Origin of the sequence: Micromonospora sp. NPDC020750 (assembly GCF_044334565.1) — a bacterium.
Classification (GTDB): Bacteria; Actinomycetota; Actinomycetes; order Mycobacteriales; family Micromonosporaceae; genus Micromonospora.
This window is the reverse complement of the sequence record NZ_JBIRTH010000003.1, coordinates 289,956-305,576: the sequence shown is the minus strand read 5'-3', so window position 1 is coordinate 305,576 and position 15,621 is coordinate 289,956. Positions and strand designations below refer to the sequence as shown.

Sequence of the window (15,621 nt, the reverse complement as noted above, 5' to 3'; positions counted from 1 at the left end):
GTACTGCACTTCCTTAACAGCCTAAGCGAGGCGGGGTCGTCCGATCGGTCACTTGGTCATGGGCGTTCGGTCGAGAGTTGGTGGGACGAGGCGCCCTCGGCCTTGCTGAGCAGGTCACGGAAGCGGCCCGCCCCGGCAGCCGGGGACGACCAGCCGGAGGACATCTCCACCAACCGGGTATCGGGTCGCTCCAGCCAGGACAGGATCCGCTCCGACTCCTCGGCGGAGGCCCGGGGCACCGGGCCGTGCCCGGGCGGGACCGTCTCGGCCGTCGCCCGGATCGCGTTCAGCGTCGGCCGCGGGTGGACGCCGGGCGGGGAGACCCCCGCGCCGGCCAGCCGGCCGTGCCGGACCAGGGCCAGCTCCCAGCCGCCCCGGGCGGCGGGGCGGGCGGCGGCCAGCTCGGCGATGCCGGCCAGCGCGGCCAGCCGCTGCATCCGTACCGTCGCGCGCAGCACCGCGGCGAGCCGCGAGCGCACCACGGCCGCCTCCTCGTAGCGCTGGTCGGCCGCCAGCGCCTCGACCCGGGCCAGCAGGGCGTCCACCACGGACCCGGGGTCGCTGGCCGTGGCGGTGCGGAACGGCGCGACGGCGCGGTCGTCGTACTCCTGTGGGGTGATCCGGTGCTCGCAGGGCGCCGGACAGCGACCCAGCTCGGCCAGCGCGCAGGCCGGGGTGACCGTGCGCAGCGACAGCCGGTGCGTGCACTGGCGCAGCGGCACGGCGTCGTGGAAGCCGGCGGCGGCCAGGTCGGCCGCCCGCCGGGAGCTGAACGGCCCCAGGTAGGCCTCGTCACCGGGGGCCAGCGACCGGACCACCGACAACCGGGGGTACGGCCCGTCGGTGAGCCTGAGCCAGACCATCCGCTCGGGATACTTCGACCGCCGGTTGTACGGCGGCGCGTGCGCGCCGATCAGCCGCAGCTCGCGCACCTCCGCCTCCAGCGAGTGGGCGCACTCGACGGCCTCCACCCGCTCGGCGGCGGCGAGCATCTCGGATATCCGGGCCCGCTTCTCGGCGGCGGTGAAGTAGCTGCGCACCCGGGTGGCGATGTCGCCGGAGGTGCCGATGTAGAGCGGCCGGTCGTCGGCGGCCCGGAAGATGTAGACCCCGGGGACCTTCGGCAGCCCGTCGGCGAGGTGCCGCTTGCGCCGCTGGGTCGGGGTGACCGCCCGGGCGAACTCGATCGCCTCGCCGACCGTGTCGACCCGGTGCCCGCCCAGCCGGGCGATCAGCCCGTGCAGCACGTCGACGGTGGCCTTGGCGTCGTCGAGGGCCCGGTGGGTGGGCTGGGTGGCGGTGCGGAAGTACGCCGCCAGGGTGCCCAGCTTGCGGTTGGGCACCTCGTCGCGGGTGAGCACCCGGCGGGCCAGCGCCGCGGTGTCCAGCACCCGGGGGTTGGGCCAGCGGTAGCCGTGCCGCGCGCAGGCCGCCTTGAGGAAGCCGACGTCGTAGGGGGCGTTGTGGGCGACCAGCACCGCGTCGGCGATGAACTCCAGGAAGCTCGGCAGCACCTGCTCGATCGGCGGCGCGGGGATCAACATGGCCTGGGTGATCCCGGTCAGCACGGTGATGAACGGCGGGATCGGCACGCCCGGGTCGACCAGGCTGGCCAGCACCCCCAGCTCCTCGCCGCCGCGCACCTTGACCGCGCCGATCTCGGTGATCCCGCCACCGTCCGGCGCGCCGCCGGTGGTCTCCAGGTCGACCACCACGAAGGTCGTCGCGTACAGCGGCAGGGCCGGGTCCACCCCGTCGCCGGCGGCCCGGTCCAGACCGGCGAGCGCCTGCTGGACGTACTCCTCTCGTGCCACCTGCGGCACGTTAGTCCGCGGGTGCGACACTCGCGCATCAGCGGCCCCAGACGTCATAACCGGTCTAGGATGAGAGATCGGCTCACCACCGGGCGGTGGGCCCGGTCGCGGTGGGAGACTTGCCACATGCCCCTCACCGAGCCCTACGACGACAACCTCCCGGGGGAGGTGTCGGCCGGTGCCATGCGCCACCCCGGTGAGGACTCCCCGGACACCGACCGCGAGCCCGACCCGTCGCGTCCCGACCTGACGGAGCCGCCCGCTGGGGAGCCGCCCGCCGGGGAGCCGGAGCCGACACTGCCGGAGCCGGTACGCCAGCGGATCGTCGCGCTCACCGCCGCCGTGCTGCCGGTCCTGCCCGGCGACGAGGTGCCGGTGCCGCTGCGCCGGGTGGCCAAGTTCGCCCCCAACCGCCGGGCCCGGCTCGGCGCCTCGGTGATCGCCGCCCAACTCGCCGCCGACCCACTGTTCCGGCAGCGGATCAGCACGCGGGTGCTCGCCGACGCCGGCGACCTCGGCGCCGCCGTGGTCGAGGGCACCGCCCCGGCCGCCGCCGACCCCGTCGAGGTGGCCGCCCTGGCGTACCTGGCCCGGCCCCGGGGCTGGCGCGATCTGATCGAGGCCAGCGGCGCGGCGGTGCGGGCCGAGGCGGACAAGGCCGTCGTCGACGAGCTGATCCGCGAGGCCGAGCAGCGGGCCGGCCGGGCCGAGCACGACCGGGCAGTGGCCCGGGTGGAGGCCGACAAGCTGCGCGACGAGCTGGCCCGGGTCCGCGAGGAACTCGGCCAGCTCCGCGAGGAGAGCCGCCAGCTCGCCCGTACCCTGCGGGAGACCCAGGCCCGGGAGCGCAAGGCCGGCGAGTTGCTGGCCACCGAGCGGGGTCGGGCCACCCGGGCCGCGGCCGACGCGGACGCCGAGCTGCGCCGCGTCCGGGCCCGGCTGGCCGATGCCGAGGCGGCGGCCGGCGTGGCCCGGGTCAGCGCGAAGGAGGCCCGCTCGGTCGACGACGCGCGGCTGTGGTTGCTGCTGGAGACGATCGGGCAGGCCGCCGTCGGGTTGCGCCGCGAGCTGGCGCTGGACCCGGTCGACCAGCTTCCCGCCGACTTCGTCGCCGACGCCTTCGCCGACCGGTCGGCGCCCACCCCGGCCGGCGCCGCCACCCGGGCCCGCGACACCGACGACCCGGCCCGCCTCGACCAGCTCCTCGCGCTGCCCAAGGCGCACCTGGTGGTCGACGGCTACAACGTGACCAAACGCGGCTTCGGCGAGATGTCCCTGGAACAGCAGCGCAAGCGGCTGATCACCGGGCTGGGCGGGATCGCGGCCCAGACCGGTGACGAGGTCACCGTCGTCTTCGACGGCGCGGAGCGGATGCACGGCCTGCCGCCCACCCCGCGCGGCGTGCGGGTGCTCTTCTCCCGCAAGGGCGAGACCGCCGACGAGCTGATCCGGCGGCTGGTCCGGGCCGAGCCGGCCGGCCGGCCGGTGGTGGTGGTCTCCTCCGACCGGGAGGTCGCCGACGGGGTGCGCCGGCACGGCGCGTACCCGCTGGGCGCCGACTCGCTGCTGCGTCGGCTGGCCCGTTCCTGATCCGGGGCGCTTGCTCGGATCTGGGCGTAGCGAGCTGGTTGTCCGATTCTGTCGTACCCCTGCCGTAGCGTCGGGATGACCGACGGTGGCCGGCGGCGACGACGGCGACCTGGGCGACGACGTGGTCGGCCAGGTCGGTTCCGCCCGCCGCCGACGCATCGCTTCAGGAGGAACGATGCTGATCGACTGCGACAGGTGCGCGATCCGGGGCGCGGGCTGCTCCGGCTGCCTGGTGACCGCGTTGTTCGACGCCGACGGGCCGGGGGGCGAGCTCGGCGCCGCCGAGCAGCGGGCGATCGAGGTGTTCGCCCGGGCCGGCTTCGACGTCGAGGTGCTCCCGCCCGCCGCGCCCACCCGGGCGGCCCGCTCCCGCCCGGCCCGCCGCCGGGTGGCGTAACCGCCCACCCGCCGCCCGTCGGGGTGAGGGCTGCCGCGGCCCGGTCGGGCGGCCGCCGCCGGCCGCCGCCCAGAAAGGCCCCGCCGCCGGGCCATAGGATGGGCGCTCACGGCGGGAGGAGCGGCATGACGCGGGTACGACGCGACGGCGGTGCGCGCGACGCGACGCCGACCTGCCCACCGGCGGTGCCCGTCGCGGCCGGCCGCGTGCTGGCCCGTGCTCCGCTGGCCCGTGCTCCGCTGGCCCGGGGCCTGGTGGTGGCGGGGGTGGCGGGATGACGCCACGCGGCTGGGCGGTGCTCACCCTCGCCGGGTTGGCCGTGGCGCTGCTCGTCGCCGGTGCCCTACTGGTGCCGTGGCACCGGCCGCCGGCCCCGCGCGCCGACCAGCTCGCCGCGCTGCGGGACCTGCCCGTCGACCAGGTCGCCCACAGCCGGGAGTTCCGGGCCGCGCTGCGCCCCGCCGGCTGGGCCGGTCTCGCCCTCGGGCTGCTGGTGGCCGTGGCGCTCGGGCTCACCCCGCTGGGCAGTCGCCTCGTGGAGCTGGCAGGGCGCCCGTTCGGCGGGAACTGGATCGCCCAGGCGGTGCTCGGCGGGCTGGCCGTGGTGCTCGTCGCCGACCTGCTCACCCTGCCCCTCGCCGCCTGGCGGCAGACGATCCTCACCCGGTACGGGCTGAGCACCCAGGGCTGGGCCGGCTGGACGGCCGATCTGCTCAAGTCGTACGCGGTCAGCGCGGTGATCGGCGCGCTCGCGCTGCTCGGCTTCTACACCGTGACCCGGCTCGCCCCGCGTTGGTGGTGGGCGTTCGGCGCGGCCGGCGCGGCCGGGCTGGTGGTGCTGCTGTCGTTCGTGCTGCCGGTGCTGGTGGAGCCGGTGTTCAACCGGTTCACCCCGATGGAACAGGGCCCGCTGCGCACCGAGCTGATGGGCATGGCGGCCCGCGATGGGGTGCCGGTACGCGACGTGCTGGTCGCCGACGCGTCCCGGCGTACCCGCGCGGTCAATGCGTACGTCTCCGGGCTCGGGCCGACCCGCCGGGTCGTCGTCTACGACACCCTGCTGCGCGAGGCCACCCCGGCCGAGGTGACCAGCGTCGTCGCGCACGAGCTGGGGCACGCCAAGGACCGGGACGTGTGGACGGGCACGCTGACCGGGGCGCTGGGCGCCGCGCTGGCCGTGGTCGTGCTCTACCTGCTCGGCTCGGCCGGCCCGCTGCTGCGCCTGGCCGGCGTCGACTCGATCGCCGAGCCGCGCGCGTTCCCGCTGCTGATCGCGCTGGTCACGGTGGCCGGGCTGGTGACCGCCCCGGTCCAGGCACTGGTGTCCCGCCGGGTCGAGGTCCGGGCCGACGCGCACGCCCTCGCCCTCACCGGCGACCCGGCGACCTTCGAGGCGATGCAGCGCCGCCTGGCCGGGGTGAACCTGGCCGATCCCGATCCACCCCGCTGGGAGTACCTCTACTCGGCGTCGCACCCGTCCACGGTCGAGCGGATGGCCGCCGCCCGCGCCTACGCCAGGGAGACCGGCCGATGAGCCGCACGCTGCTGATCACCAACGACTTTCCGCCCCGCGCGGGCGGCATCCAGTCCTTCGTGCACAACCTCGCCGTCCGCCAGCCCACCGGATCCGTGGTGGTCTACGCGTCGAGTTGGCGCGGGGCGGAGAAGTTCGACGCCGACCAGCCGTTCGAGGTCGTCCGGGAGCGCACCCGGGTGCTGCTACCCACCCCGCTGGTCGCCCGCCGGGCCGCCCGGCTGGCCCGCGAGCACGACTGCGACACCGTCTGGTTCGGCGCGGCGGCCCCGCTCGGGCTGCTCGCCGCCGGGCTGCGCCGCCGCGCCGGCGTCCGCCGCGTGGTGGCCCTGACCCACGGGCACGAGGTGGGCTGGGCGGCTCTGCCCGTGGCCCGGGCCGCGCTGCGCCGGATCGGCCGGGGCGCGGACGTGGTGACGTACCTCGGCGAGTACACCCGGGTCCGGCTGGAGCGGGCGCTGCACGGGGTGACCGAGCTGCACCGGCTGGCTCCCGGCGTGGACGTCGAGACGTATCACCCGTCGGTCGACGGCGAGCCGGTCCGGGCCCGGCTCGGGCTGGCCGACCGGCCGGTGGTGGTCTGCGTCTCCCGGCTGGTGCCGCGCAAGGGCCAGGACATGCTGATCCGCGCCCTGCCGGCGATCCGCCGCCGGGTGCCGGACGCGGCGCTGCTGGTCGTCGGCGGCGGGCCGTACCGGGACACCCTGGAGAAGCTGGCCCGGCAGGCGGGCGTCGAGCGGGACGTGGTCTTCACCGGCTCGGTGCCCTCGGCGGACCTGCCCGCCCACTACGCCGCCGGTGACGTCTACGCCATGCCCTGCCGCACCCGCAACCGGGGCCTGGACGTCGAAGGGCTCGGCATCGTCTATCTGGAGGCGTCCGCGACCGGCCTGCCGGTGGTGGCGGGCGACTCGGGGGGTGCGCCCGACGCCGTCCGCGAGGGCGAGACCGGGTACGTGGTCTCCGGCCACGACGTCGCCCAGCTCGCCGACCGGGTGGCCACCCTGCTCGCCGACCGGGACCTGGCCCGGCAGCTCGGCGCGGCCGGCCGGGCCTGGGTGGAGCAGGAGTGGCGCTGGGAGACCCAGGCCGCCCGGATGGCCACCCTCCTCGCCGGCTGACCGCTGTCCCTCGGCCGGCTGCCGCTTGGCTGCTCGCTCTCTGCTGGTCGTCGTTCTTGGTTGGTCGTTGCTCTTGGTTGGTCGTCGTCCCCAAGGTTGGCGCAAGATCGGGAGTGAGCCGCCGCCGGGGGACGTCGGTCGCGGCCCTGGGGAGCTGCCCCGTCTGTGCACCCGCGCCGTGTCGGCCGCCGCACGTGGTGCCTGCCCCACGGCCCCGTCATGTCGGCTGCTCTGTGCCGGCTGAGGCTCGTGCCCAGGCCGCGCCGGCATATCGGCTGCTCTCTGCTGGTGCTGGTGCCCACGCCCGCGTCGGCCGCCGGGGCTGTCTCCCGTCCTCAGTTACGCCCGGGCTGTCTCCCGTCCTTACCTGTGCCCAGGGCTGTGACGGCCCCTGCCCTGGCTGTCATCGGCCCGTGTGCCCCGTTTGCGCGGGCAGCTCCAAAGGGCGTGCCGAGAGTGTCCCTGCGGGAGCCGCGTCCCGATAGAGGTGCTCAGCGCGACCAGCGTCAGGCCGGGGCCCGCGGCCAGCGGCGGCCCGCGGCCAGCGGCGGCCCGCGGCCAGAGGCGGTCCTGACCATGTGGTGACACCCCAACGAGGCCGGTCTCCGAACATGTCGGCGTCTCGGTCAGGCCGGCGTCCGGTCGGAGGGTCAGGTGCTCCAGGAGGGCGGCGGCGGTGCCGGTCGGCCGAAGTGCCAGCCCTGGGCGGCGTCGCAGCCGATGGCACGCAACCGGTCGGCCTGCCCGGCGGTCTCCACCCCCTCGGCGGTGACGGTCAGGTCCAGCGCGTGCGCCAGCGAGACCAGCGAGGCGAGGATCCGCTCGTCGGTGCGGCTGGCCGGGTCGTCCGCGGGGGCCCGCAGCCCGGCCACGAAATCCCCGGCCACCTTCAGCTCGGTCACCGGCAGGTCCCGCAGGTACGCCAGGTTGCAGTAGCCGGTGCCGAAGTCGTCGATGGCGATTCGCACGCCGAGGTCGGCCAGCACCCGCAGGGCGCGCACCGGCTCCTCGACGGCGCTCATCATGGTGCTCTCGGTGACCTCCAGCTGGAGCCGCTCGGGCGGCAGGCCGGTGCGGTCGAGCACGGCGCGCACCAGGTGCACCAGGTCGGGCCGGTGCACCTGCCGCACCGCCAGGTTGACGCTGACGAACGGCGCGGCACCCCCCGGCTCGGACCAGGTCGCCGCCTCCCGGCACGCCTCGGCGAGCACCCACCCGCCGAGCGGGACGATCAGCCCGGTCTCCTCGGCCAACCCGATGAAGCTGTCCGGGCGCAGCTCGCCGAGCGCGGGGTGCCGCCAGCGGACCAGGGCCTCGGCACCGAGCACGGTGCCGTCGCACAGCGAGGTCAGCGGCTGGTAGTCCAGGTAGAACTCACCCCGCTCCAGCGCCGCGGGGATCGCCGCGGAGAGCGCGTACCGGGCCAGCTCCCGGCGGTTGCGGTCGGCGTCGTACAGCGACCAGCGGGCACCCCCGGCGGCCTTGGCCCAGTGCAGCGTGGCGTCGGCGGCGCGCATCAGGTCGACGGGGGTGGTCCCGGCCACCGGGCGTTCGACGATGCCGATGCTCGCCGACACTGTCAGCTCGTGCCCGTCGACCAGGGCCGGCTCGCTGACTGCGGCGAGCGCCGCCTCGGCCACCTTCACCACGTCGTCGGTGCAGGCGGTCCGCTCGACCAGGATGACGAACTCGTCACCGCCGAGGCGGGCGACCAGATGCTCGTCGAGCGCCCGGCGCAGCCGGTCGGCGACCGAGACCAGCAGCCGGTCCCCGACCTGGTGGCCGAGGGAGTCGTTGACCACCTTGAAGCGGTCGAGGTCGAGGAAGCACACCCCGACCCGGTCGGCGCCCCGGCCCGGGACGTCGATCGCGGCGGCGAGCCGCTCGGTGAACAGGGTGCGGTTGGGTAGGTCGGTCAGCGGGTCGTGGGTGGCCTGGTGCCGGAACCGGGCCTCGCTGTCACGCAGCGCCCGCTCGGCCTGCGCCCGGGCCACCATCGCGGCCCGGCGGATGGACTCCTGCTCGTCCAGCGTGCGGCCCCGCAGCGCCCGGGCGTAGCCGGTGGCCACCGTGGCCAGCAGCCGGGCCAGCCGGTCCTCGACGTCCTCGCCGACCAGGCCCAGGTCGCGCAGCAGCCGGAGCTGCACGACCTCGATCGTGCGGCCCAGCCCTTCGGCGGAGGCGATGTGCGACTCGACCAGCTCCGCCCCGACCTGGTGGCCGACCCGCAGGTCGAACGGCTCGGCCACCAGCGCCTCGGCCAGCCGATCGGTGAACCGTTGCAGCAGCGCCTCCAACTGGGCCTGGGTCATCGGCAGGTAGCTGGTGCCGGAGACCGCCTTCGCCCAGGCCCGGGCGAAGGCCCCGGGGCGCGGGGTGAGGTGCCCCGGGTGCGGAGCGGGCGGCCCCGGATACGAGGCGAATGACCTCGGGCCCACCGGGCCCACCGGGCCGTCGGACCGCTTACCCACCGAGCCGCCCGACGCCGCCCATGAAGACCGCCTGCTCGGCGTCCTCCGCGCTCTCCGGTGTCTCGGGGCGCCACTGCGGCACCCAGCCCACTCCCGGGTCGACCAGCTCGAAGCCGTCGAAGAGGGAGGTCAGCTCGGCGCGGCTGCGGATGAACAGCGGATTGTCGGTGCGGCGGTAGACCGCCTCGGCCTCCGCGCGCTCCCCGGTGTTGTGCCGGTCCTCGTCACTGGCCTGGGAGAGCACCAGGTAGCTGCCCGGCACCAGCGCCTCGCGCAGCGTTCGCAGGATCTCCGCCGGCCGGTCGGAGTCCGGGACGAAGTGCAGCACCGCCACGATCATCACCGCGACCGGCTGCGACAGGTCCAGCATCCCGGTGACGTCGGGGTGGGTCAGGATCCGTTCGGGGTGGCGCAGGTCCTCCTGGACCACGGCGGCCCGGTTGTTGCCGCTGAGAATCTCCCGGCTGTGCGCCACCGCCACCGGGTCGACGTCGACGTAGACCACCCGGGAGGCGGGGTCGATCCGCTGGGCGATCTCGTGCACGTTGCCGACCGTCGGGATCCCGGAGCCGATGTCGAGGAACTGACGGATCCCGGCCTCGGCGAGGAAGTGCACCGCCCGGCGCAGGAACGCCCGGTTCGCCTGGGCCATCAGCGGCGCCTCGGGCACCGCGTCCACCATCGCCCGCGCGGCGGCCCGGTCGGCGGCGAAGTTGTGCGAGCCGCCGAGGTAGTAGTCGTACATGCGGGCCACGCTGGGACGCTCGATGTCGATGGTGTCGGGTGCCCAGTCCGGCCGCTGCATGCCCTACCCCTTTGTCAACGACGCGGAACACGTCGTCCCGCGCGGGTCATCCGGGTATTCTGCCCCGCCCGCCACACGGGTGACCAGAGAGGGCCGCTCCCCGCCCGACCGGCCGGTCGGGCGGTCCCGTTGACCGGACCCACCGGCCGTCGCGAAACCCCCGACCGGCGACTGCCGGTCGGACGGGGAAGCGGTCAGAACTTCGGGGCGTCCGGCGCCTCGAGCAGGCCGAGCCGAAGCGCCGTCATCAGCGCCTGCGCCCGGTTGGCCGCGCCCAGCTTCTCGTAGAGCTTCGAGATGTGGGTCTTGGCCGTCGACTCGCTGACGAAGAGCTGCTTGGCGATGCCCGCCACGCTCATGCCGTCGGCGAGCAGCCGCAGCACCTGGCCCTCCCGGGGGGAGAGCTGCGGACCGGACGGCGCGAGCCGCCGCTTCATCGCCTCGGCCAGGTCGGCCGCGGTGAACGCGCTCGGCGAGGAGGCGGCATGCCGGGCGGCGGCCACCACCTCGTCGGCCGGGGCCGTCTTGGGCACGAACGCGCTCGCCCCGGCCTCCAGGGCACCGAAGAGTTGGTCGTCGCCGGCGTACATGGTGAGCACGACGATGCCCATCGAAGCGCTGGACTTGCGCAGCGCGCGGGTGGCCTCCAGGCCACTGCCGTCGGGCAGTCGCAGGTCCATGATCACCACATCGGGCTGGAGGGCGCCGGCCTGCCGGACCCCCTCCGCCGCCGTGGCGGCCTCGCCGACGACCTCGAACTGCCGGTCCCGCTCGAAGGCGTGCCGCAGTCCCTTGCGGATCAGGTCGTGATCGTCGACAAGGAGGACCTTGGTGCGGGTCGCCGGTGTCGGGCTTGTGGTCATCCTCGGGTTACTCCCCTTCTGCTGCTGCGGCGTTGCCGCGCACCCTATCGCGCCGGGGCGAGGAGCCGAGAACCACCGCCACCGTCGTGCCGCTGGGTTGCCGCGGCCTGATCTCCAACCGGCCCCGGATACGTTCCGCCCTCTCGGCCATGATCGCAAGACCGTAGTGCCCGTCCGGGCGCTGTTCACCGATGCCGTGACCGTCATCCGACACTTCGATCTGCGCGTACGGCGGGTCCACCTCGCAGGTGACCCACAGGTTCGACGCCCCGGCGTGCTTGCGGGCGTTGGTGACCGCCTCCTGGGCGATGCGGAGGAGTTCCGCCTCGGTCGCGGCGGGCAGCCGGGCGCTCGACTCGTCCAGCGACAGGTGCACCCGCAGCCCACCGGACGCGCCGACGGTGCGAGCGTACTCGGCGATCGCGGCGGCCAGGCCACCCTGCCGGTCCACCTCGCTGCGCAGCTCGAACAGGCTCAGCCGCAGCTCGGTGATCACCCGGGTCACCTCATGGCGCAGCTGGCGCAGCGACTCGGCGGTCTCGTCGGCGTCCTCGAAGACGGTGGCCAGGGCGTTGTCGATGCCGTACCCGACCATGACCAGTTCCTGGGCCACCCCGTCGTGGATCTCCCGCGCCAGCCGCTGCCGCTCCTCGTTGGTGGCCAGCGAGCGCACCTCGTCGAAGAGCAGGGCGGCCTCCAGCCGTAGCGCGGCCGGGCGGGTCAGCGCCGTCACCCGGGACACCACCGGCGGCGGGTACGCCTGCGCGGCGTCCGCCTCCATCACCAGCATGCCGATCGTGCGGACGCCGGCGACCAGGGGCACGATCAGCGCCGACACGTCGCCGCCGGCGTGCGAGCGGGCCTGCGAGCGGCTCGCGGTCTGCGGCTGCTGGCTGGCCCAGGCGTCGGCGATCGCCGAGTCCGCGTCGAGCGTGGTCTCCCAGTCGACCCGGTCCACGCCCACCTGGGCGAGCACCACCAGCCGCCCGCCGCCGCTGGCCGAGAGCACCGCCGCCCGTTCGGCCCGGGCCACGGTGCGCAACTCCTCCAGCAGGTGCTCGGAGATGCCGCCCGGGTCGAGGGTGGCACCGGGAAGCTGCCGGGCGACCGTGCGGAGCTGGGTCAGCAGCCGGGTGGCCTCGGCGTACGGCTGGGGCTTGCCCTCGCTGCGGACCCGCATCACCCGGTGCAGGGTGCCGGCCGTGTAGAGCCCGAGGCCGGCCAGGATCAGCCACTGGGCGCAGACCGCGAGGTATCCCGGCTGGCCGAGCTGGCGACCGCCGTCGACCCCGGTGAGCGCGGCGCTGATCAGCAGGGTGGCGGCGCAGACGGCGAGCAGCGCCGCGCCCTCGCGGAACCGGCGGCGCAGCGCGGTCACGGTCACCGGGACGGCGAGGTAGGCCAGCACGGCCGAGGCGCCCAGCCCGCCGGTGGCGCCGTCGAGCGTGGTGACGGCGGCGACCTGGCTGGCGGCCAGCCCTAGCACCACGACCTCGGCGAAGCGGCTGAGCGGGCCGAGCAGCCGGTGCTGGGGGGCCAGGACGGCGGGCAGGCCGGCGGCTCCCAGCAGGGCGATCCACCAGAGCTGCCCGACGTCGCGGGTCGCGAGGAAGGTGAGGACGGCCACCAGCGCGAGCATGACCAGGCGCGCGGCGGTGGCGAGCGGCTGCGTGGGCGGCCGGACGGGTGTCGAGGAGGCTGGCACGTGACGGATCGTAGTCAGCGCCGGTAGATGTCGGCGATTTCCGCCGCGTACGTCTTGTGCACGGTCTGCCGTTTGACCTTCAGCGACGGGGTGAGTTCGCCGGTGGCCTCGGTGAAGTCGTGCGGCAGGATGCGGAACACCTTGATCCCCTCGGCCTTGGAGACCGACTGGTTGGTCTGGTCGACCGCGCCCTGCACCTCGGCGCGCAGCGCCTCGTCCTCGCGCAGTTCGGCGACCGGGGTGGTCTCCGGGCGGCCGTGGGCGGCCAGCCACTTCGGCAGCGCCTCCTCGTCGATGGTGACCAGCGCGGAGATGAACGGCTGGCGGTCACCGACCACGACACACTGGCTGATCAGCGGGTGCGCCCGGACCTGGTCCTCCAGCATCGCCGGGGCGACGTTCTTGCCGCCGGCGGTCACGATGATCTCCTTCTTCCGGCCGGTGATGCTGAGGAAGCCGTCGTCGTCGAGCGTCCCCAGGTCGCCGGTGCGGAACCAGCCGTCAGCGCTGAGCGCCTCGGCGGTGGCCGCCTCGTTGCGCCAGTACCCCCGGAAGATCAGGTCGCCGGAGATCAGGATCTCTCCGTCGTCCTCGATCCGGACGGTCACGCCGGGCAGCGGGCGCCCGACGGTGCCGATCCGGGTGGCGTCGGGCAGGTTCGCGGCGGCGGCCGGGGAGGTCTCGGTGAGCCCGTACCCCTCGCAGATGGTCACTCCGATGCCCCGGAAGAAGTGGCCGAGCCGGGCGCCGAGCGGCGCGCCGCCGGAGATCGCGTCCCGGCACCGGCCGCCCAGGGCGGCGCGCAACTTGCGGTAGACCAGCTTGTCGAAGACCGCGTGCTGCGCACGCAGCGCCAGGCCCGGCCCGCCCGGCTTGTCCAGGGCCTCGCTGTACGCGACCGCGACCTGCTCGGCCCGGTCGAAGATCTTCCCCTTGCCGTCGGCCTCGGCCTTCTGCCGGGCCCCGTTGTAGACCTTCTCGAAGACCCGGGGGACAGAGAGCACGAAGGTCGGCTTGAACTCCTGGAGCGCCCCGACGAGGTCCGTCGTGTCGGGGCAGTGCGCCATGGTGGCCCGCGCGTGCACCATGCCGATCTGGATGAGCCGGGCGAAGGCGTGCGCGAGCGGGAGGAACAGCAGGGTCGACGCGCCCGGCCGCAGGAACAGGTTCGGCAGTACGGGCACCGCGTTGGCGATGTCGGCGTACATGTTGCGGTGGGTCAGCACGCAGCCCTTGGGACGGCCGGTGGTGCCGCTGGTGTAGATGATGGTCGCCACGTCGTCGGCCCGGACCGCCGTGCGGCGCCGGTCGATCTCCAACGGGTCGACCGGGGCGCCGGCGGCGACCAGTTCGCCGACCGCGTCCAGCTCGATCTGCCAGACCTGCGCCAGCTCGGGGAGCCGGTCCCGGACGCCGGCGACCAGGGTTGCGTGCGCGGTGCTCTCGACCACGACCGCGACCGCGCCGGAGTCCTCCAGGATCCAGGCGGCCTGCTCGGCGCTGGAGGTCTCGTAGATCGGCACGGTGACCGCGCCGGTCGCCCAGATCGCGTAGTCGAACAGGGTCCACTCGTACCGGGTGCGGCTCATCAGGGCGACCCGGTCGCCGGGGGACACGCCGGCCGCGACCAGCCCGCGGGCCACCGCGACCACCTCGTCGCGGAACTGCTGGCAGGTCACGTCCTCCCGGCCCGCGCCCGCCTCGCTGGCCGACGGGACAGGGCGGACGAACTGCACCGCCTCCGGGGCCGCCTCGGCGTTGTCCCAGACCGGCTGGGTCAGGTTGGCCGAGTCGCCGACGGTGACGATCGGCGGAACGGAGAACTCGCGCACCTGCACTCCCTCGTGCTCGCACTGGCCGGGCGGGCGGGGCCCGGACGGGTCGGCTCTGTCGAAACCTACCCGCCCGCCCAGGTGACTGCGGTAGGAGGTTGCCCGCACCGCCTCCCGAATCGGCCCCGAGCGTGGCGCTCGCCGGACGGGTCCGCAGGCGACGGGCCGCCGCCTGGCGGGGGTGGACCGGGGCGTTCCCGCCCGCCGCCGGGTAGCCTCCCCCACATGGCGGACTCCTCCACCCAGTCGATCGTCATCGGCGCGTCACCGGATCGGGTCGCGGCGGTGATCTGCGACTTCGCGCGCTACCCCGAGTGGACCGAGGCGATGCGCCGGGCCGAGGTCGTCGAGGAGTACGAGGACGGCTACGCCAGTCAGGTCCGGTTCACCATCGACGCCGGGGTGCTGGCCGACGAGTACGTGCTCGCCTACGAGTACTCCGAGGACCTGACCCGCATCGAGTGGCATTTGGTGGCGCCCTCGAAGATGCAGCGCTCCCAGCACGGGTCGTACGACCTGGTCGGCAACCCGGACGGGACGACCACGGTGACCTACACCCTGGAGGTGGAGCTCTCCGTGGGCATGCTGGGCATGTTTCGGCGTAAGGCCGAAAAAATGATCATGGACACGGCGTTGAAGCAGCTCAAGCTTCGGGTAGAGGAATCCGGTGCGGCGCGGTGACGCGACCTGCTGCGGCACGCCCGGCACGGTAGAGGAGCCGACCATGGGGGGTACCGAGCCGGGTTCGGCCCGGGAAGAGGCGGAGCGGCTGGTCGCCACGGCGCTCGCGGCGGCCCGGCTGGCCGGGGCTCGCGCGGGCGCCGGTTCCGGGGCGGGCCCGTGGGGTCCGGTCGGTGGGATCCTGTCGAGTGTCCTCGGTCACAGCGCCGGTGGGCGGACGGCCGGCGGGCCCGCCGAGGCCGGCCGGGGCGGCTTCGCCACCGGTGCGGCAGAGTGCTGCATCTGCCCGGTATGCCGTGGTATCGCGGCGTTACGCGATCCGAGTCCGGAATTCGCCGAGCGGCTCGCCACCGGAGCGGGTGATCTGGCCGCCGGCGTGGCCAGCCTGCTGCGCGCGTTCGCCTCGGCCGGCGACCCCGCCCATGGCCCGCAGGAGCCGGGCGACGCAGCGCCGCCCCCGCCCCGGGCCGGGGCGCGCCAGGAGTCGGGCGATCATGTGTGGCGCGAGGCCACCCGTACCGGGCATGATTCTCAGCCGGCGCCGGAGCAGGACGTCTGGTCCGCCGCGACCCGGGGGGAGGGTCGGGGCGTTCCGGCTGCCGACGTGCCACCCGCCGACGACGCCGGGTCGGGCGCGCCGGGGGACCCCCGGCCGACGGCCGGCCAACCGGGGGTGCCCGTCTCGCGGACGCCCGGCGGCGCGGGCGAGGACGCACCAGGCGACGAGGCCTGACCACCGGACATCCCGACCCACCCCACGGCGGTTCGCCGTGGGGTGCCGGACAGCACAGCAGAGGGGAGTGGCAGC

The 15,621-nt window shown here is 74.9% G+C and carries 13 protein-coding genes; 7 read left to right on the top strand and 6 right to left on the bottom strand.

From position 1 onward, the window contains the following. Positions 1–56 precede the first annotated feature (56 nt). A complete protein-coding gene (locus tag ACH4T9_RS11575) occupies positions 57–1,814 on the bottom strand; it encodes a DEDD exonuclease domain-containing protein (protein ID WP_396670995.1) in 1,758 nt (585 codons plus the stop codon). Between the two features lie 126 nt (positions 1,815–1,940). Between ACH4T9_RS11575 and ACH4T9_RS11570 the strand changes: the two genes are divergently transcribed. The 5 genes from ACH4T9_RS11570 (at position 1,941) to ACH4T9_RS11550 (ending at position 6,456) form a co-directional block, all read left to right on the top strand. Continuing rightward, complete coding sequence (locus ACH4T9_RS11570) at positions 1,941–3,404, top strand: NYN domain-containing protein (protein WP_396670994.1); 1,464 nt, start codon at positions 1,941–1,943, stop codon at positions 3,402–3,404. Positions 3,405–3,579: 175 nt separating this feature from the next. Then, the gene (locus tag ACH4T9_RS11565) at positions 3,580–3,801 is read left to right on the top strand and encodes a hypothetical protein (protein WP_396671463.1); all 222 of its coding nucleotides are present in this window, start codon (positions 3,580–3,582) and stop codon (positions 3,799–3,801) included. A 125-nt stretch (positions 3,802–3,926) separates the two neighbouring features. Beyond that, positions 3,927–4,079: a hypothetical protein gene (locus ACH4T9_RS11560; RefSeq protein ID WP_396670993.1), complete on the top strand. Its 153-nt coding sequence runs from the start codon at positions 3,927–3,929 to the stop codon at positions 4,077–4,079. Next, entirely contained in the window at positions 4,076–5,335 is a 1,260-nt protein-coding gene (locus ACH4T9_RS11555; protein WP_396670992.1) for a M48 family metallopeptidase, read from the top strand. The genes ACH4T9_RS11560 and ACH4T9_RS11555 overlap by 4 nt, the downstream gene beginning before the upstream one ends. After that, complete coding sequence (locus ACH4T9_RS11550; protein ID WP_396670991.1) at positions 5,332–6,456, top strand: glycosyltransferase family 4 protein; 1,125 nt, start codon at positions 5,332–5,334, stop codon at positions 6,454–6,456. Before ACH4T9_RS11555 ends, ACH4T9_RS11550 begins: the two co-directional genes overlap by 4 nt. 650 nt (positions 6,457–7,106) lie before the next feature. Here the strand turns inward: ACH4T9_RS11550 and ACH4T9_RS11545 are convergent. The 5 genes from ACH4T9_RS11545 to ACH4T9_RS11525 all read right to left on the bottom strand — a co-directional run bounded on the left by ACH4T9_RS11545 (position 7,107) and on the right by ACH4T9_RS11525 (position 14,132). Continuing rightward, positions 7,107–8,768, bottom strand: a complete 1,662-nt coding sequence (locus tag ACH4T9_RS11545) for a putative bifunctional diguanylate cyclase/phosphodiesterase (RefSeq protein ID WP_396671462.1) — start codon at positions 8,766–8,768, stop codon at positions 7,107–7,109. A 151-nt stretch (positions 8,769–8,919) separates the two neighbouring features. After that, the gene (locus ACH4T9_RS11540; RefSeq protein WP_396670990.1) at positions 8,920–9,732 is read right to left on the bottom strand and encodes an SAM-dependent methyltransferase; all 813 of its coding nucleotides are present in this window, start codon (positions 9,730–9,732) and stop codon (positions 8,920–8,922) included. Positions 9,733–9,926: 194 nt separating this feature from the next. Further along, positions 9,927–10,595: a response regulator transcription factor gene (locus tag ACH4T9_RS11535; RefSeq protein ID WP_007072219.1), complete on the bottom strand. Its 669-nt coding sequence runs from the start codon at positions 10,593–10,595 to the stop codon at positions 9,927–9,929. A 7-nt stretch (positions 10,596–10,602) separates the two neighbouring features. Next, on the bottom strand, positions 10,603–12,240 hold the full coding sequence (locus tag ACH4T9_RS11530) for a GAF domain-containing sensor histidine kinase (RefSeq protein ID WP_396671461.1): 1,638 nt from the start codon (positions 12,238–12,240) through the stop codon (positions 10,603–10,605). 74 nt (positions 12,241–12,314) lie between these two features. Further along, positions 12,315–14,132, bottom strand: a complete 1,818-nt coding sequence (locus tag ACH4T9_RS11525; protein WP_396670989.1) for an AMP-dependent synthetase/ligase — start codon at positions 14,130–14,132, stop codon at positions 12,315–12,317. 225 nt (positions 14,133–14,357) lie between these two features. Here ACH4T9_RS11525 and ACH4T9_RS11520 point away from each other — a divergent pair, with 225 nt between their 5' ends. Together ACH4T9_RS11520 and ACH4T9_RS11515 are read left to right on the top strand one after the other, a co-directional pair. Beyond that, positions 14,358–14,813 (top strand): SRPBCC family protein, encoded by a 456-nt coding sequence (locus ACH4T9_RS11520; protein ID WP_396670988.1) that lies wholly within the window; start codon positions 14,358–14,360, stop codon positions 14,811–14,813. 43 nt (positions 14,814–14,856) lie between these two features. Then, complete coding sequence (locus tag ACH4T9_RS11515; RefSeq protein WP_396670987.1) at positions 14,857–15,546, top strand: hypothetical protein; 690 nt, start codon at positions 14,857–14,859, stop codon at positions 15,544–15,546. The last annotated feature ends 75 nt before the right edge of the window (positions 15,547–15,621 follow it).